This window comes from uncultured Pseudoteredinibacter sp., assembly GCF_947502065.1.
Classification (GTDB): domain Bacteria; phylum Pseudomonadota; class Gammaproteobacteria; order Pseudomonadales; family Cellvibrionaceae; genus Pseudoteredinibacter.
In genome coordinates, this window is sequence record NZ_CANMYE010000003.1 from 1 (window position 1) to 17,884 (window position 17,884).

The window sequence follows — 17,884 nt, forward strand, 5'->3', positions numbered from 1 at the left end:
TGCAGGTGCAGGTGCAGGTGCAGGTGCAGGTGCAGGTGCAGGTGCAGGTGCAGGTGCAGGTGCAGGTGCAGGTGCAGGTGCAGCAGGATTTTCGACCTGAGATTCTGTGTTTGCAATAGAACTGTTCGCGTCTACGGTATTTGTAGCGGCGTTCACCGCTGCAGCGGGCGCACTGTTTGCTAAAGGTTTATTAGGCACTTTAGGAACGCCCTGCGGCTTAAAAGCCAGCATCCGCAAAACCGCCATTTCAAAGCCACCACGTGGATCAGGAGACAGCGGCAGGTCACGGCGGGCTAGCAAAGCCGTTTGGTAAAACAATTGCACATCTTCAGCCGCCATTTGCTGGGCTAATGCAATAACCTGATCTTTATCGCCGGCGCTATTATCCACCGCATCTGGAACCGCCTGGGCAATAGCCACCCGATGCAGCAAGGCCAGCAACTCGGCCAAGGCCGAATCATAGTCAGGGGCCTGTTCGGCCATTTGAGCAACGACCGCCAGCGCTTGACTACCATCGGCCACAGCGAGCGCCTGGCAAATAGACACGATATGGGACTGATCCAATGTCCCCAACATGGCTCGCACTTCAGCTTCGTGCACTTTGCCACTGCCAAATGCAATGGCCTGATCGGTTAAACTCAAGGCATCGCGCATACTGCCATCGGCGGCCCGGCCGAGCTGCCATAGTGCCGGCTCTTCAAAGGGCACCATTTCTTTATCTAGAATAAACTGTAGATGGCCGACAATGCGCTCGGGGTTCATGTTCTTTAGGTTGAACTGCAAACAACGCGACAGCACAGTTACCGGTAGCTTTTGAGGATCGGTAGTGGCCAGTAGGAATTTAACATGCGGGGGCGGCTCTTCCAGTGTTTTTAGCAGCGCATTAAAACTGCTGTTGGAGAGCATATGCACCTCATCGATAAGATACACCTTGTAGCGTCCTCGGGTCGGCGCATATTGCACATTATCGAGCAGCTCACGAGTATCTTCCACTTTGGTTTTTGAAGCCGCATCCACTTCAATAAGATCTACGAATCGCCCCTCGGCAATTTCAATACAGGCCCCACATTGACCACAGGGTTCTGACGACACTCCCTGCTCGCAGTTTAAACACTTCGCTAAGATACGAGCGATAGTGGTTTTACCCACACCGCGGGTACCGGTGAATAGATAAGCATGGTGCAAGCGGTTATGGTCTAGGGCATTGATCAAAGCCCTGAGCACATGCTCTTGCCCAACCATTTCACGGAAAATACGCGGGCGCCATTTGCGCGCCAATACCTGATAGCTCATTGCGGTTGCTTATTCCTATTCTACGATTACGCCATTATATCCCAGACCAGCCAGTGGCCACTACGTTAGTAGCGCTTTATTTGCCAAGCAAATCAAATATCTAGCCCACAAAGACAGATAAGGCGGGCTCAGAATTACATTACCGGCTAAGGTGCTTCAGCAGAGAAGTATTAAGGGGGAGATTTAAACGATAAGGAAAGCTTGGGTGGCGGCTCAAGCCAGCCACACCCCGGCACATGATGTCACTACTACCGTTGCTCCCTTCCGGGCCTGGCGGGGTTCGTAGTTAATCATTGCGAGGGGACCGACAAGAGCCACCATTGCAAGAGCGCGGCATTATCCGCGCTTTTTGAGCAACATGCAAGCCCAGCTTTTACGCTGCTCAAAGGCCAATCAGGCTGTTGATATTTAAACCAAATTTCGACATTAAGCGAGCACTTAAGCCTCGCAAACCTGCTGATAGGCCCAAGCCAACCAAGGTAGCATCTTAGCCAAATCGGATGCTTCTACCGTGGCGCCACACCAAATGCGCAGCCCAGCTGGGGCGTCTCGGTAAGATTCAATGTCAAAGGCGATATTCTCTTCGGCTAATAATGCACATATACCTTTGAGTTGCTCATTACTCGCTTTGAGAGTTAAGCAAACACTCGTACTCGATAAAGTTGCAGGATCCTGTGCGAGAAAATCGACCCAGTCATAATCTACAACAAACTTTTGTAATACTGCCAAATTAGCTTCGGCTCTTGCGATAGCCCAAGGCAAGCCACCGTTTTCTTCAACCCAATTTAGGGCATCTAGATAATCGGCCACCGCCAGCATAGAGGGCGTATTAATGGTAGCCCCCTTAAAAATACCTTCGATAAGCTTACCGTTTTTCGTCAATCGGAAAATTTTCGGTAATGGCCAAGGTGGTTGGTAGTTTTCTAGTCGCTCAACAGCCCTAGGGCTCAGGATCAGCATGCCGTGAGCACCCTCCCCCCCCAGAACCTTTTGCCAAGAAAAAGTTACAACATCCAACTTATGCCAAGGCATATCCATGGCAAATACCGCCGAGGTTGCGTCACAAATCGTAAGCCCCTGACGTTCATCAGCAATCCAGTCGGCATTGGGAACTCGCACCCCAGATGTCGTCCCATTCCAAGTAAACACAATGTCGTGATCCGAATTTGCCTGACTGAGATCGGGCAAGAGACCATAATCCGCATCAATCAAACGCACATTGTCTAAGCGCAATTGTTTGGAGATATCGGTCATCCAGCCACGGCCAAACGACTCCCAGGCCAACACATCGACAGGCCGCGGCCCCAGTAGCGACCATAGCGCCATTTCTACAGCCCCCGTGTCGGAAGCTGGCACAATCCCTACTCTATAACCCTCTGGCAGCCCCAATAATTCAGCAGTTTGCTCACAGGCCTTTTGCAGAGCTGCCTTACCCACGCTAGAACGATGAGATCGTCCTAAAGTACTAATGTCTAAGGCCGAAACAGAGTAAGCTGGACGTTTACTACAGGGGCCAGAAGAGAAGTGTGGATTAAGGGGTTTATCGGTTGGTTTTAGCAAAGCGCTCATGCACAGCCTCGTTACATCGGAGCCTATCAATAGGCAAATTGATCAGGTGGCGCATTATGCCAGAATTCAGCATTTCAGGTATTGTTCTTTCTTATTATCAAGCACATACCTTCGACTGATAGCACCTAAAGAAGATTCACGTTACTTTTTAGCACTTTGTCCTATATAGAATCGTCCTGCGGTTTGTATAACGCCAAAAAAAGGCTAGGCTAATAGAAGTAGCGGTCCAATCGAATGGTGCCAATTTGGCACATGAAATAACACTTTGAAGCATCTTGCCGCCTAGTGGGCAACTGTTTTCATAGCGTATTCGATGACACTGGAACATCTATCGCTTAAATGCCTGACAAGGACCAAGAAATAGAACCTTAGATAACACCCTCTTGCAGGAATAGAAGGTCAGGCAATCCGTCAGGCAAAAGTTGGCAAGCAGATGAACAGGCGCAAGGAATAAATGGACATTGCAAATAAGCCAGTTGCTACCACAGCAAAACCTAAGGCCCCCAAACAGTTGGCACCTGAGTCGTCCTCAGGCTGCCCTGCGGCTGCAGTAATAGGTAAATAGCCATAATGATAAAAGACGAAGAAGCTAACAAGCTGAACTCGCAAGCAAGCTATGAGCAAATCGAAGCGTTGGCTGAGGCCAACCGACTGCTCAATGAAGACCTAAACCGCTGGAAACGCATCGAGCAGAAGCTCCAGCGCAGCGAAGAAAAGTATCGCATTTTATTTGAAGCTTCCGGCGACGCTCATTTTGTACTGCAATCACGTGCGGTAATGGATTGCAACCAAGCCGCCCTCAAACTATTTGGCTACAGCGCCAAGCACGATGTTCTCGGCATGGGTTTAATGCAGCTTGTACGCATTAGCAAAACCGAAAGCTCCCTAGGCCTGGAGAAATTCCAGGAGATGATCTTTAAAACGCATAGCCAAGGTAGCCACACTTTTGAGTGGCAGGCTCGCACCAAAGACAATTATGCTATTCCGGTAGAAATTCTACTTACCGCGCTGCCCATTGAAGGTGGTGAAGTCTTACAGGTTGTTTTTCGTGACATCAGCGAACGCAAACGCGCCCAAGAAGAAGCGATTTATCTCGCTTACTATGATGCCTTAACTGGCCTGCCAAACCGCCGCCTGTTTTTAGATAGGCTAGAACAGAGTTTTGAAAACTCTCGCCGCCGCTCACATAAACTTGCCTTGCTGTTTATCGATCTTGATCGGTTTAAAAATATTAATGACTCGCGCGGCCATGCGGCGGGCGATGAACTGCTGCAATTGTTTTCTGCTCGCCTTCAGGGTTTAATTCGCAGCCAAGATACCCTTGCACGGCTTGGCGGCGATGAATTTGTCGTGCTCATGGAAGATCTAGACAGCAATATTGAAACCGCCACCGCTCACGCCAGCCACTTGGCTGATAAACTGCTGCAATCATTAGAATCCCCCATTCCCCTTGAGTCCGGTGACTGCCACATTACCGCCAGTATTGGTGTTATGGTATTTCCACTTGGCGACGAATCCAGTGAGTCGGCCTTACAGAAAGCCGATATGGCGATGTACCTTGCCAAACAAGATGGCCGCAATCGCGTACAGGTATTCCACGCCTCTATTTACGAGGCCGTAGATCGACGCATTGCCATGGAGAATGAGTTGCATAAAGCACTCGCCAATGAGCAGCTCGATTTGAATTACCAATTGCAATTTGACCGACACTATCGACCGGTCGCGGTTGAAGCTTTATGTCGCTGGAACCACCCTGAATGGGGAGATATCAGCCCAGGAACATTTATTCCTATTGCCGAAGAATCAGGCATTATTATTGAGCTTGGCAAACGCGTGCTACAAAATGCCGTAGCTGAGATTCATAAACTTAACCTGCGCCTGCACCCCGATCATCGCATTCGCTTGTCGGTCAATGTAAGTCCACAACAACTGGAACACCCGAGCTTTATTAAAATTATTGAAGCGCTCTGTGAAAAGCACGATTTGCCGCCAGGCTTCTTAATGCTAGAGATTACTGAAAACACATTCATGTCAGATCTCAATAGCATGGTAGAACTGATCAACCGCTTGCGCGATATGGGCATTTACACCTCACTGGATGATTTTGGAACCGGTTTTTCCTCGCTGAGTTATTTGAAAAAGCTGCCTATACGAGAGCTTAAAATTGATACCTCCTTTATCAGCGAGCTCGAGCACAATAACGATGACGTCGTGTTGGTAAAATCCATTTTAGCGATTGGCCAGCACTATCGCCTGCAAGTTGTCGCTGAGGGTGTGGAACTCAGGCATCATCTGCTACTTCTAAAAACTTATGGCTGTGATTTATTTCAAGGCAGCCTATTTGCGCGCCCCATGCCAGCACCGCACCTTGAAGACTTCATTCAAGAGCAGCACCGTCGCTTACTGGACCCAAGCTTTGATATCACCCGCTCTATTGGCAAAGAAGACAACGATGATAATCAAGGTGAACTCAATCTAGGCTCTAACTAAAGTACGCCAGCGCCAAAAGTGCCACTTTAGCAGCCTTTCTCGCAACGTCTTGAAGAAAGAAACTTAAACGTAGCTCGCAAACCTTTCAAGCGCAGGATTTCTATTGTTTCTCGATATTTGAAGCTCTACTATAAGCTGAAAAACCCAATACAGGATCCAAGCATGAAAATATTCGAAACCAAAACCACCCCCAATGGCCGACGCGTACGCATGTTTTTAGCTGAAAAAGGTATCGACATCGAGTATGTACAGGTAGATATTGTGGCGGGTGAAAATATTAGCCCTGAGTTTCTAGCCAAGAATCCTGGCGGCAGAATCCCTGTGTTGGAATTGGACAATGGCAGCTACATCAGCGAAACCGTATCGATTTGCCGCTACTTTGAAGAATCTGACCCTAGCAATACCCCTCTAATGGGTAGCACTCCAGAAGATAAAGCCCGTATTGATATGTGGCAGCGTCTTGTGGAATTTAATCTTATGATGAACGTCGGCTTTTGCTTTAGAAATGTGACCGGATATTTTAAAGATCGCGAAACACCGGTAAAAGAATGGGGCGAGGTCTGCGGCGAGCAAGCGATTAAGTTTTATGATGTTTTAGATCACCAACTTAGCCAAAATGAGTTTATCGCAGGTGACAGCTTCAGCATTGCCGACATCACTGCAATATGCGCTATTGATTTTGCTCGCGTTATGAAGCTAAACCCAGAAGAGCGTCACACTAATTTGCTACGCTGGCGTGAAGCTGTTTCAGCGCGTCCAAGTGCGCAAGCTTAAAAACGGATAAGCAAACACAAATAAGGCTAAATTTGTTTGGCCTAAGTTGCCGCCCCTAGCCCGACATTAATATTTATGTCGGGCTTTTTAACTCCTTGTATTCTAGCCAGACTCGAACTCGGGCTAGTGATTTTCCGCTCCAACGCTGCGCGGATTGGTAACATCCAGTTACTCACCCTGCGGGCAAGCCCTATTTTGCTCCGAGCACAATAGTCATGCAGCTACCCGCTCCATCCAGGAGCCTAGTCGCCAAATCACCAGCCCAAGTTAAAGTCTTACTATGCGGCTGTTATGATGTTTAAACTACTGCTACTCGGTGATCTATCTGCTAAAAGGCCTTATGCACCCTAGTAAAGCAAGCTAAAAACTTGACGTTGATATTTGATCGCCAAAGGATCAGCTTTACCCAACGCAGCGATAATATCTAAGGTGGTCTTCTTTACCTCACCTTCTTTGCAGTTAATATCTTTACGCAACATGCTCAACAACAGCTCCAGCGCCTCTTCAGAATGCTGATGCTGGGAATACTGAATGGCTAACTGCAATTGCAAGTCGATATTTTCAGGATCTGCTGCCAAGGCTTCTTCTAGTGCCGTAACTTCTGGGGATTTAGCCGCATTCTGTTTTAGATCCAATAGTGCTAGCAGCTGCTCATATTGTGCATCCTGTTCAGCCATTGGAATGCTTTGAATAATAGCTTCGGCTTCAGCGCAGCGATTCAGCTCCAGATAAACACGGGCCAGTGTTTTACCAATAGCGATATCTGACGATGATAATTCATACGCTTGGCGCAATAGCTCTAGTGCTTCGGCCCACTGTTCTTCTTGCAGTAAAGGTGCAGCCTGCTGTAACAGTGCATCCCAAGGTTTGGGCAGGTATTTCGCTAAAACCTCACGAACCTGCACCTCGCTTTGCGCCCCTTGAAAACCATCGACTGGCTGGCCGTTTTGCATCACCACTACCGTTGGCAGACTGCGCACTCCAAATTGAGCGGCAATTTGTTGTTGATCATCGGCATTAACCTTAGCCAATAAAAAGGCGCCGGCGTATTCATTAGCCAAGCCTTCCAGTATCGGCATAAGACTTTTGCAAGGGCCACACCAATCCGCCCAAAAGTCGATGACCACTGGCCGCTGCATAGACTCATCAATCAGCAACTGCTGGGCATTTTCCATCGTGATATCAACAATAAACTCGCTCATTTAAGGCTTCCAAGAATAGTTTGAGACATTAGCTTGCACAGAGAGGCATTCCACGGCAAGGCTTCTTATATATTGGAAATGGGGTTAAGTATACTGAAATTCAAGGAGAACAAGAGATTTGAACGAGCCTCAATACGAGAAGCTTGAAGCTCGCTGCTTTAGACTTGCCTGGATGGTAACCTTACTAAGCGACGGCGGCCGCCCCACTTAACATGGCTTCGACATTCGGCGCTTTATCCAAGGGGTAGAATTGCTGAGTGCAAGATAAGCTATACGCTTCACCTAGCCCATCAACCGCCTCCTGAAGGCGTTGACTCAATAACTCAATTTCCTCTGGGCTATTCGCTAAGGCTACAACAACAAAGCTGTCATCGCGCATGCGAGCGACCACGTCTGACCCCCGCAAACGAGTTTGGATAGTATCACCTATCGCTGAAAGCGCTTGTTCATAGCTGCCATCTTCACTCTGGCTTAAGCCTTCAATGCTGACACCGATTACGCCGATATCAAAACCATAGCGTCGAGCAAATTGCATACAAGACTGCCCCAATGTACTTAAGCCCTGGGCGTTATACATATCATCAGGATGGTCTTTAAGCGCCATTTCACGCATTAACTCGAACTGATCCCATAATTGCAGATCCTGTTCAATCAAATCGCGCAGTTGCACCATCAGACGCATAAAGGCATCGCCATAGGCCGTAATGGAATGATCCATAACGCAGATACAACCAAAGGCCGTGCCATCAGGCCATAGAATGGGCATCCCAAGAAAAGAGCAAAAGCCCTCTTCTACAACCTCAGGGTTATCGGACCAGCGCGGGTCAGCCTGGGCATCGGCCACGTATAAAGTTTCACCGCTATCAACAACGGTTTTTGCAAACACATTGGCATCCTGTGCATAGGTCATACCCGCTGGGTAAGGCCCCCGGTTTCCAAAGTTAGATGCGGTATATTGAAAACCCTGGCCATTGGCCTGGATTATTAGACCTACAGGGGCGTCGTATAGCTCAGCCATGAGGCCTACGGTTTTTTGCCATTTATTGAGACAGAAATTTGCAGAGTCTGACTCTAATAGCCATTGATCCTTATTAATCACTCGTGTAACCCCTTTGTTGGGCACTTTGCGGAACAAACTGCCTGGAGTGCGCAGCTAATACCTCTAGCAGAGTTTATGAGCACATAGCTCGCCAAGATCGAGGTGCCATAACATCCGGTAATGGACAACCTCTATAAAACATAGCATTGCCTATTCATCCCTCAAGTTTCAAAAGCAAAAACTACGCTACAAGACAAATATCGGTGATAAACCTCATAAAGACAACTAAATCACCTAGTACTTTTGATTGGTTTTCTAGTGATAATTAAGTTTTTATTGTTTTTAGTCAGGCTAGGTTCAATTAAGCACTATTTATTAGGCAATTAAGACAGGAAAACGCAGGGGATAACACTAGGATCTATGAAGAGACAAAATAGGCGCAGCTATAGCTGCTTAATGAGTTTTCAGAGACAAGAACTAAAGGAAAAGCCCCTATAAAAGGGGCTTTTTTAAGCAGACCTACAAGCTTTGATAAACAAACTGCAACCAAAGGTCGGGCTTGATAAAGCCACCGCCATAACGCTCATTAAGATGCGCAAGAGGTTTGGCGGCTTGCACATCTTGCAGGCTCTTTCCAGACTTCTTTAAAGGTGCCACTGCTGCAATAGAAGCTTTTAACATATCACGGTATTCACTTAATTCAGCTTTATTACTCAGGCTACCATGACCTGGGATGACTTTCGTCTTGTCGTCCATACGCCCTAATGCCGCTTCTACCGCAGCCAAAACACCAGGGACGGAGCCCCCACTACTAAGATCAACAAATGGAAAGACGCCTTTGAAATACAAATCGCCCATATGAACAACATTACTATTTTTAAAGAAGACTACCGCATCTCCATCGGTGTGGGCATTGGGCGCGGCTAGGGCTTCAATATCCTCACCAGCGAAATACAATTGCATCCGCTCTTTAAAGGTCAGTTCTGGCAGTGCTTCTTTCTTGGCCGGTGGTATCTTGGCGTTGAAGGTTTTGATTTCACCGCCACTTAACATACGGCTGCGTACATTATCTTGGGCAATCAGCAAGGCTTCCCCGGTATTAAACTCGGCATTGCCACCGGTGTGGTCGAAATGCCAATGGGTATTCAATACATAACGTACAGGTTGCTGACTCAACTTGGCAATGGCTGCTTTAATTTTAGGCGCCAAGGGCTCATATTGATCATCCACCATCAAGTTGCCCTGCTCGCCCACCAACAAAGCAATATTTCCACCTGAGCCTTGCAACATAAAAATAGAACCAGCAACAGGCTGATGCGTAATTTCAACCTTTGAAAAGTCTTGCTGGGCCGATACCATGGCGCTTACACTTAGCAAGGCAGCTACGGTACTGACAGTTTTGATAAATTTGGCGGGCATAATTTCCTCTCACTGAGTCGCTATGAACTATTATTAGAGCCAAAGGCCTATGACTCGATAGCCTGCTAAGGTAACAAAAAGGCGAATGCCTGTTAACCATCCAGTAACGTAAGGCTGCTCAAATTACCGCATACGCCCATGTTAATACCAGCTTAGCGGGATGAAACCTTGTCAGCACCGCCACATAGACCTATCATCGCCGCCTTTATTTTAAGCGTCACCAGCATAAAACAGGATTTCTCTTGTCAGATTTATCGATACACAGTTTTTGCCCCGGCCAACGCTGGGTAAGTAATACCGAAGCTGAGCTAGGCCTTGGCATCATTGTCGACGCCGACGAGCGTATGGTAGAAATCAGCTTCCCGGCAGTTGGCGAGCGCCGTCACTACGCCATTAATAATGCCCCCCTTAACCGCGTGATCTATCACAAAGGCGATGAAGTCAGCACCATTGACAATCAACGCTTTACTATCGAGCTGATTGAAGAAGACGAAGGTATATTATTGTATGCCGGGCGCAGTGAAAACGGTGATGAGGTCAATGTCAGTGAACTTGAACTTACCAGCTTTATTCAGTTTAGTGCGCCGAAAGATCGCTTGTTTGCTGGTCAATTGGATTCCCCGCGTAGCTTTGCCCTGCGTTACCGAACCCTGCAAGAGCTTGAGGCGATTGGCAATCAACCTGTACAAGGCCTATCTGGCGCTCGTGTGCAGCTTCTGCCACATCAGCTCTATATCGCCGAGCAGGTCGCCAGCCGCTATGCGCCGCGCGTGCTACTGGCCGATGAGGTTGGCCTAGGTAAAACCATTGAAGCCGGCATGATCATCCACAAGCAGCTATTTACCGGCATGGCCGAACGAGTGCTGATTGTGCTGCCAGACAGCCTGGTGCATCAGTGGCTGGTCGAAATGCTACGCCGCTTTAATCTAAGCTTTAGCATTATCGACAAAAGCCGCTGCGAGGCGATCGAAGAAGATGAAAATCCCTTTGAAAGCAGCCAGCTGATCATAACTCAGCTTAGCTTTCTAAAAGAAAACCCAGAACGTTTGCAAGATGCCTTGGCCTGCGACTGGGACTTATTAGTGGTCGATGAAGCTCACCACCTAGAATGGAGCGAGACCGGCCCAAGTCAAGAATACCAATGCGTGCAGCAGCTGGCTGAACATAGCCGTGGCTTACTGCTATTAACCGCAACACCAGAGCAACTTGGCATTGAAGGTCATTTTGCCCGCCTGCAACTATTGGACCCTGACCGCTACCCAAGTCTTGGGCAATACCTTGCTGAAGAAGACGACTACACCGCCGTTAATCAGCTGGTGGTCGCCCTGCAAAATGCAACGACGCTAAGTGAAGAGCAAACACAGCAATTACAAGACTGGCTGGGTGAGCATCAATGGAGCCACTATCAGCAGCTCGATGCTGAGGCAGCATCGCAATACGCTATTGCTAGGATTCTTGATCAACATGGTACAGGTCGGGTGCTAATGCGTAACACCCGTGACAATATAGCGGGCTTCCCAAGCCGCAAGTTAATACCCTACTCGCTCGAAAAACCTCAAGGTTGGGTTGATCAACATAGCGAGCTTGAACAGGGCTTAGATGGCGTTTTACAAGCCGAGCACCAATGGGGGCTTAGCTGGCTGAACCACGACGCGCGCGTGCAGTGGTTGAAAGATTGGCTAAAACAGCATCGCCATGAAAAAACCTTACTGATTTGCCACCATGCTGATACCGCATTGGATTTAGAGTCCCATATTCGTTTACGTATGGGTTTGGCCAGCGCCGTTTTCCACGAAGGCATGAGCTTGCTAGAGCGAGATCGCGCGGCCGCCTACTTTGCTGATCAAGAAGACGGCGCCGATATACTGATCTGTTCTGAGATTGGCAGTGAGGGCCGTAACTTCCAGTTTGCCCAACATTTAATATTGTTTGATCTGCCTAGCAACCCAGATTTACTAGAACAGCGCATTGGCCGCCTGGATCGCATTGGGCAAGAAAATACTGTCCAGATACATGTGCCCTACTACCAAAATACGGCACAAGAAGTCTTGCTCAACTGGTACCACCAAGGCCTGAATGCCTTTGAACATGCTTGCCCTGGCGCCCACCATCTACGCCAGCAATTTGCCGCAGAGCTCGATCAAGCATTACTTAAAGCCGATGCCGATCACCACGAGCTGCATCAAAAAACCTTTGAAGCACGCGAGGCTCTGAATGCCAAGCTAGCCGAAGGGCGCAACCACCTACTTGAACTGAGTTCTTTCAATAAAGAACACGCCACAGAGCTTGTAGACAACATTAGCGAACATGAAAACGACGGCGAACTACTCGATTATCTTGAGAAAGTGTTCGACAGTTATGGCGTAGAGAGCGAAGCGCATAGTGAAGCGACCTTGATCATGCGCCCAGGTGACCATATGCGCGAAGGCCACTTTCCTGGCCTGCCCGAAGACGGCTTTACCGGCACAGTAAGCCGACAAAAAGCCCTCCATCGCGATGATATGCAGTTTCTAAGCTGGGAGCACCCAATGGTAGTCGGCGCGATGGATATGATCCGCAGCGGCGATAAGGGCAACACTTGTATTTGCAGCATAAAGCTACCACCTTTAAAAGCTGGCAATTTGTTGCTTGAAGCTATTTTCACCATGAGCTGCCAAGCACCAAAGCATTTGCAAATTAATCGCTACTTGCCCGTACAAGCAGTTCGCATTGTGGTAGATGCCAATGACAAAGACTTTTCCAATATCATTAAAATTGAACACTTTAATCAGTTGGGCCAGAAAATACCGAAGCGAACCGCCCAAGAAATTGCTCGCCAAGGACGCGACGCCATTACCGCTTTGATCGATAAAGCCGAGCAAATGGTCTCCCCCGAGCAAGAGCGCCAACGACAGGCCGCTTTAGATAGAGCCAATGTTCAACTGGGCGAAGAAATTGAACGTTTGCAGGCATTAGCCCAAGTGAACCCTAATATTCGACAAGAAGAAGTTGAACACTTGATTCAAAAACGCGCGTTAATTTGCGAAGCAATCGGTACCGCCAAACTCAATCTTGATGCTATCCGCATTGCTTTAACGACTTAAAAACTAGGGTACTTCTATAACTAGGGCACTTCTGAAAAACCCAGTCATGCTCAGCGGGATCCTAGCGAACATTGTATTAATTTTTAGACCTACAACAGTGCCGCAACTTTTTGCGGCCTTGGATTTATTATGTTTATTTTCTCAGCAAGCGCCAAATCAAAAAAAGAACAGCCAGGATTTAAAATTGGCGACAGCATTCCTTTTATCGTTTACATCGACTTTAAAGATATGTTTGGCGCCGAAAAGCTAGCACAAATATTTTTATTCAAAGAAGGCTTTCACGATATTCACATCGAAAAAAGAAAGCTAATCCCCAACGAAAAGCTTGATGCTGAGATGCTTAAAAACGATAAAGCGCTGGCCGAGGCATTGGACAGCGGTTATATGATTCAAATGTTCGACGCTCACTAAGCGAACAAGCGGCAACAGCATGAGCGAGCCAAAAGAATTCCATATAACGATATCAGAACAAGAAAAGTCCGCTCGCCCATTGGATTTGTTAAGCCACTACACAGGGCTCTCACGCAGCCTAATCAAACAAGCCATGACTAAAGGCGCTGTCTGGCGACAGCGCGGCAAAAAAGTCATTCCTATGCGGCGTAATAGTGAGCACTGTCAAGACATCTCACAACTGCACTTTTACTATCACCCCACCATCTTGGCTGAACAAGCCCTATCCACTGAATTACTTGCTGATAAAACAGACTATAGCGTTTGGATAAAACCTCGTGGAATGCGTAGCCAAGGAAGCCGCTATGGCGATCACTGCGCCTTAGTCAGAGTGGCCGAACAGCAACTTAGCCGTCCCTGTCGTATTGTTCACCGCCTAGATCAAGATGCCTGCGGGCTCATTTTGCTGGCCCACAATAAAGCCGCCGCACGCCATTTGAGCGAGCTCTTTGCAAATCACGATATTGATAAGTGCTACCATATTATTGTTGAAGGATTATTTCCAACAGCCCCAAAGGTAATCGATGCGCCTCTCGATGAAAAAACAGCGCACAGTGAGTTCAGCCTGCTAAAAACTCTAGACGGTAATCGCAGCCTTGTTGCCGTAAAGATTCTTAGCGGCCGTAAACATCAAGTAAGACGCCATGCAGCTTTATTGGGTTATCCATTGATTGGCGACCAACGCTACAACCCCAGCCCCTCAAGCGCACTTTCAAACCTGCAATTATGCGCGCAGAAACTGGCCTTTCAAGATCACCGAGGTGATCAACAGCTATTTGAAATCGATAGCAAAAACTGGCTCAAATAATTATTTCTATAAAGCCAAAGCTAATGCTCAAATCGCTGCAGCGAGCAGCAATAAGGGCAAGATATACAACATGGACCAGCCTAAAAAGCGAATCGCATAAAAGCCAAACGCTACCACCACCACATCCGAGTAAGAATAAATAGCACTGCTCAGTACTGGGTGAAAGAAACTCGCCAATAACAAACCGACAACCGCCGCATTGACCCCAGCCACAACGGCCGCTAATTGACGATTATTCATTACTTTTTGCCAATACGGCAACACCGCCATTAACAGTAAAAAACCCGGTAAAAATATAGCGAGCAAAGCCACGACAGCGCCTTGCAAAGACAAGCTCTGTGCACCGGCAACAGCACCAAGGTAGGCCGCTATACTGAACATAGGACCAGGTACTATCTGAGCCGATCCGTACGCACTTAGAAATTCGGCCTCACTCAGCAAGCCAGGCTGTAATACGCTGCTTTGTAACAAAGGCAATACCACATGGCCACCACCAAATACCAAAGAGCCAACTTGATAAAACTCACTGGCCAAATACCATAACAACGCCTGCTGATCTCCCCCAGCAACATCCGGCTTTGGCAGCATCGTTAGTAGCAAAAGACCCAAAAAGGTAGCTAGGCAAACTACCGAGGAGCGCTTGATGGTAAACTTTGATCTATCTGGCGCCAGCTTGTTGGTCACAGGGATAAACAACAGCCCGAGCAGCGCCGCCAGCAACAGTAGCGGCCAAGGCCCAATACTGCCAATAGATAAGGCCAAAGCCACCGCAAGCGCTAAGATGCGCTTAAAAAGGCTATTACACAAGCTCTGCCCCATCCCCCAGAGCGCATCCGCCACAACTACAACAGCCAGCAACTTTAGAGCGCCAAACATATTGCTATATAGCCATTGGGGCAGATAAGGCGTAATAGCCACGAGGCAAAGCAAAATGAGTACGGAGGGTAAGGTAAACGCGAAAAAAGCAGCCACCGCGGCCCAAAGCCCTCCGCGCTGAAGAGCAATTGCAAAGCCCAATTGGCTACTGGCAGGCCCGGGTAAAAATTGACACAAAGCCAGTAAGCTTGCAAAGCGCTTTGCATCTAGCCAAGCCAGTTGATCAACAAAACGCCGCTGAAAAAAACCAATATGAGCAACAGGCCCACCAAATGAAGTAAGCCCAAGCTTTAAAAACTCCACAAAAACTTCAGACGTAGAAGCCTTTTGGGAGGAGCTAGGATTAGAATTCGCGGAGCTCATAAGGTTTGCTTACCATTCGACTAAAGTATTGATTCTATGTCGAATAGATGACAGTACCAAGGCAATAGCCGATGTTTATGCCATCGTGTCTAACCCCCATGCAATGTAAAAACACTACTGATACTTTTCAGGGTTACTGGCGTAATCCGCTGGTTTATCGAGCTTTGCTTTATGAAATGGTGCTTTTAGCTGCCCTGTAAAATCTTTGGGGTAATCGGGGTTTAATAAGCCTATTTCGGCCACATCTCGATCTTTAGGCCAATAAAAGGTGCCAAACACTAGATCCCAAATAATAAGATTATTGCCATAGTTGGTATTGGATTCCCGAATGATTTTCGAATGGTGGAATCGGTGTAATTCAGCCATGGCAAAAATGTAATTCAAGGGCCCAAGCTTTAAACGAATATTGGAGTGCTGAAACAAACCGTGGATGCCAGTTGTTACAAAGTACAAAGCCAATACCTCAGCGTTCACACCCAGAAGAATAAACGGCACCGTTTCAGGAATATGAAGAAGTATTTTCTCTACCGGATGAAAGCGTGCGGCATTTAGCCAATATAGCCTCTGAGCACTATGATGTACCGCATGAAAGCGCCACAGTAACGAAACCTCATGCGCCCAACGATGCACCCAATAGCGACCAAACTCAGCCAGCACCAGCGCTAACGTTAACTGCAAGACAAGAGGCCACTCATGAGGCCAAGGTTGACCCGCAAATAGAGTAATGTTTTCACTGAACCAAATCGTCGCCGAGGCTAAAAGGCCAATCCAAACAGCAGACAGCAAGCGTGGCCATAGCGATTGAATAAACAATAGATATAAAGTATCGGTTAATACATCGTTGTGGCTTTCAGACCACTTACGGCGAAAAGGTGTCCACCACTCCAACAACAACATCCAAGGGATAGTCCACAATAACATCACCACAAAGGGCGCTATTGCAGGCTCGCCCAAAGGAACAAATAAGCCATAACACAAAAACAAGCCACCGATTAAAACCAGTGGGAAAGCCATATAGGGCATTAGACGTTGCATAATTTTTATCGTTACTCGATTTTCTTTATTGTTGTCTCGTTCTGCAAACAGCCAAAGCAAGCAGAGGAAACAATGTTACCCTTTAATTTAGCTACTGGTCAAACGGCGATAAATGGATGACATTTTAATGGCTAAACCATAAGATGCGCCCCTTGAGTACAGGAGCCCCTTGTGAAGATCGACATAGCGACCTGGTCGCGCAATGAACATTTTGAGTTTTACCGTAGTGCGCAAGAGCCTTACTGGGGTGTCTGCGTGGAACTACAGGTAGCAAAGCTCTATCAGCAAAGCAAAGCTAATGGTTTCTCTTTCAGTGCCGCCCTCCTCTTCTTGGCCACCAAAGCGGCTAACCAAGTTGAGAATATGCGTTATCGTATCGTAGGCAATGATGTCTACCACTTCGAGACAACACATATATCAAACGTTTTTCTTCGCGAAAATAAATTATTTAGCTTTGGATTTATCGAGTTTAACGATAATTTCGAGCAACACTGCCAAGCTTATAAAAACAAAGCTGTGCAAGCCTTAAACGCTCAACAAATCCAGCTTGACGAAGACTCTGCCCGCCCAGACACACTGCATTTTTCCGCGCTTCCCTGGCTAGGATTTAGCAGCATGAGTCATGCACGGACTTTTAAAGCAGAAGAAAGCTGCCCCAAAATTTCCATAGGCAAGCTTAACAAGAGCGCAGAATCCTTAAGCCTCCCCTTTTCTGTTCATGTGCACCATGGCTTTGTTGATGGCTACCACATGGGTATTTTTATAGAAGCGCTACAAGATTTGATTAACCGCTTTTAGAATTAAAAAACGGGCTAAGTAACCTTAACCCGCAAAGCTAAAACAACGAGAGCACTAGAATAATAGTAGGTAAAAACAAAAAATAAGCCGTGAATTTAGTTAACGCAAGAGCCAGTATTCAGCAAGGCCTTAAAAATCGAACATTTGAACTTTGGCACACATTACCCGCAATCGAATCTTCCAAGCCCCGAGCCAGTCGCTATCGTCAGATGCATTAATCATCCAGCCGGAACCATCATACGACGGCATAAAATAACTGACTCGACCTTGTTTAATTGCTCCAGTTTTATCCAATACCGCCCAGCCCGCACCCAAGGCCCGCTTACCCTCAGGACACTTTACAATCAGCTGTTGCTCAAAGGGTGCATCGCTTAAATCTGTTTCTCCAGTAACAATCTCGTAGGCCGCCAGGGGTGCCGATTCCTCTGCCTGTGCAACTGCACAGGCAGTTAAGAACACGAGCGCAACAAGCCAAGTTAGACAATGTATATTCATAAAAGACCTCATGTCAGATAAGTATTCCTTCAACCTGAAGTTATTGTCAGTAACAGCGGCGATCTTTCCGATTACATTCGCTTACCAAGCTCTAAGGGTGCTCATATCGCTACGGCACTTAACGACGGCTGGCCAGCACACCTAGCACTTTCTGCTTATTTTCAAGCCCCGATTGGCCACTCAGCTCAAA

At 47.5% G+C, this 17,884-nt stretch carries 14 protein-coding genes and 1 other RNA gene; 6 read left to right on the forward strand and 9 right to left on the reverse strand.

The genetic code is table 11. From position 1 onward, the window contains the following. From dnaX to Q1A41_RS09715, 3 genes are all read right to left on the reverse strand, one after another. Positions 1-1,293, reverse strand: a 1,293-nt coding sequence (gene dnaX / locus Q1A41_RS09705) for a DNA polymerase III subunit gamma/tau (protein ID WP_299977856.1), incomplete at its 3' end; no start/stop codon positions are given. A 213-nt stretch (positions 1,294-1,506) separates the two neighbouring features. Next, positions 1,507-1,603, reverse strand: an RNA gene (gene ffs / locus Q1A41_RS09710) — signal recognition particle sRNA small type. A 128-nt stretch (positions 1,604-1,731) separates the two neighbouring features. Then, on the reverse strand, positions 1,732-2,862 hold the full coding sequence (locus tag Q1A41_RS09715; protein ID WP_299977859.1) for a phosphoserine transaminase: 1,131 nt from the start codon (positions 2,860-2,862) through the stop codon (positions 1,732-1,734). 570 nt (positions 2,863-3,432) lie between these two features. Here Q1A41_RS09715 and Q1A41_RS09720 point away from each other — a divergent pair. Next, positions 3,433-5,352, forward strand: coding sequence for an EAL domain-containing protein (locus Q1A41_RS09720; RefSeq protein ID WP_299977863.1), 1,920 nt, complete (start codon positions 3,433-3,435; stop codon positions 5,350-5,352). Positions 5,353-5,514: 162 nt separating this feature from the next. Beyond that, positions 5,515-6,126, forward strand: coding sequence for a glutathione S-transferase family protein (locus Q1A41_RS09725; protein WP_299977865.1), 612 nt, complete (start codon positions 5,515-5,517; stop codon positions 6,124-6,126). A gap of 347 nt (positions 6,127-6,473) precedes the next feature. Here the strand turns inward: Q1A41_RS09725 and trxA are convergent, their stop codons facing one another. The 3 genes from trxA to Q1A41_RS09740 all read right to left on the reverse strand — a co-directional run bounded on the left by trxA (position 6,474) and on the right by Q1A41_RS09740 (position 9,786). Then, positions 6,474-7,328 (reverse strand): thioredoxin, encoded by an 855-nt coding sequence (gene trxA, locus Q1A41_RS09730; RefSeq protein ID WP_299977868.1) that lies wholly within the window; start codon positions 7,326-7,328, stop codon positions 6,474-6,476. A 184-nt stretch (positions 7,329-7,512) separates the two neighbouring features. Next, positions 7,513-8,427 (reverse strand): GAF domain-containing protein, encoded by a 915-nt coding sequence (locus Q1A41_RS09735; RefSeq protein WP_299977871.1) that lies wholly within the window; start codon positions 8,425-8,427, stop codon positions 7,513-7,515. Positions 8,428-8,886: 459 nt separating this feature from the next. Beyond that, entirely contained in the window at positions 8,887-9,786 is a 900-nt protein-coding gene (locus tag Q1A41_RS09740) for an MBL fold metallo-hydrolase (RefSeq protein ID WP_299977874.1), read from the reverse strand. Between the two features lie 242 nt (positions 9,787-10,028). Between Q1A41_RS09740 and rapA the strand changes: the two genes are divergently transcribed. From rapA to Q1A41_RS09755, 3 genes are all read left to right on the forward strand, one after another. Then, positions 10,029-12,869 (forward strand): RNA polymerase-associated protein RapA, encoded by a 2,841-nt coding sequence (rapA, locus tag Q1A41_RS09745; RefSeq protein ID WP_299977877.1) that lies wholly within the window; start codon positions 10,029-10,031, stop codon positions 12,867-12,869. Between the two features lie 129 nt (positions 12,870-12,998). After that, positions 12,999-13,280, forward strand: coding sequence for a hypothetical protein (locus Q1A41_RS09750; protein ID WP_299977880.1), 282 nt, complete (start codon positions 12,999-13,001; stop codon positions 13,278-13,280). 19 nt (positions 13,281-13,299) lie between these two features. After that, complete coding sequence (locus Q1A41_RS09755; protein ID WP_299977883.1) at positions 13,300-14,127, forward strand: RluA family pseudouridine synthase; 828 nt, start codon at positions 13,300-13,302, stop codon at positions 14,125-14,127. Positions 14,128-14,154: 27 nt separating this feature from the next. Here the strand turns inward: Q1A41_RS09755 and chrA are convergent, their stop codons facing one another. Then, entirely contained in the window at positions 14,155-15,366 is a 1,212-nt protein-coding gene (gene chrA, locus Q1A41_RS09760) for a chromate efflux transporter (RefSeq protein ID WP_299977886.1), read from the reverse strand. A 114-nt stretch (positions 15,367-15,480) separates the two neighbouring features. Continuing rightward, entirely contained in the window at positions 15,481-16,401 is a 921-nt protein-coding gene (locus tag Q1A41_RS09765; protein ID WP_299977888.1) for a sterol desaturase family protein, read from the reverse strand. A 171-nt stretch (positions 16,402-16,572) separates the two neighbouring features. Between Q1A41_RS09765 and Q1A41_RS09770 the strand changes: the two genes are divergently transcribed. After that, entirely contained in the window at positions 16,573-17,199 is a 627-nt protein-coding gene (locus Q1A41_RS09770; RefSeq protein ID WP_299977890.1) for a CatA-like O-acetyltransferase, read from the forward strand. Between the two features lie 129 nt (positions 17,200-17,328). Here the strand turns inward: Q1A41_RS09770 and Q1A41_RS09775 are convergent, their stop codons facing one another. Beyond that, a complete protein-coding gene (locus Q1A41_RS09775; RefSeq protein ID WP_299977893.1) occupies positions 17,329-17,694 on the reverse strand; it encodes a hypothetical protein in 366 nt (121 codons plus the stop codon). Positions 17,695-17,884 lie beyond the last annotated feature (190 nt).

What these genes read in the sequence shown, in the direction of transcription:
- Q1A41_RS09725 (WP_299977865.1), top strand. Translation starts at nt 5,515, where the DNA reads ATGAAAATATTCGAAACCAAAACCACCCCCAATGGCCGACGCGTACGC.
- Q1A41_RS09750 (WP_299977880.1), top strand. Translation starts at nt 12,999, where the DNA reads ATGTTTATTTTCTCAGCAAGCGCCAAATCAAAAAAAGAACAGCCAGGA.
- Q1A41_RS09775 (WP_299977893.1), bottom strand. Translation starts at nt 17,694, where the DNA reads ATGAATATACATTGTCTAACTTGGCTTGTTGCGCTCGTGTTCTTAACT.
- trxA (WP_299977868.1), bottom strand. Translation starts at nt 7,328, where the DNA reads ATGAGCGAGTTTATTGTTGATATCACGATGGAAAATGCCCAGCAGTTG.
- Q1A41_RS09720 (WP_299977863.1), top strand. Translation starts at nt 3,433, where the DNA reads ATGATAAAAGACGAAGAAGCTAACAAGCTGAACTCGCAAGCAAGCTAT.
- Q1A41_RS09740 (WP_299977874.1), bottom strand. Translation starts at nt 9,786, where the DNA reads ATGCCCGCCAAATTTATCAAAACTGTCAGTACCGTAGCTGCCTTGCTA.
- chrA (WP_299977886.1), bottom strand. Translation starts at nt 15,366, where the DNA reads ATGAGCTCCGCGAATTCTAATCCTAGCTCCTCCCAAAAGGCTTCTACG.
- Q1A41_RS09765 (WP_299977888.1), bottom strand. Translation starts at nt 16,401, where the DNA reads ATGCAACGTCTAATGCCCTATATGGCTTTCCCACTGGTTTTAATCGGT.
- Q1A41_RS09755 (WP_299977883.1), top strand. Translation starts at nt 13,300, where the DNA reads ATGAGCGAGCCAAAAGAATTCCATATAACGATATCAGAACAAGAAAAG.
- Q1A41_RS09715 (WP_299977859.1), bottom strand. Translation starts at nt 2,862, where the DNA reads ATGAGCGCTTTGCTAAAACCAACCGATAAACCCCTTAATCCACACTTC.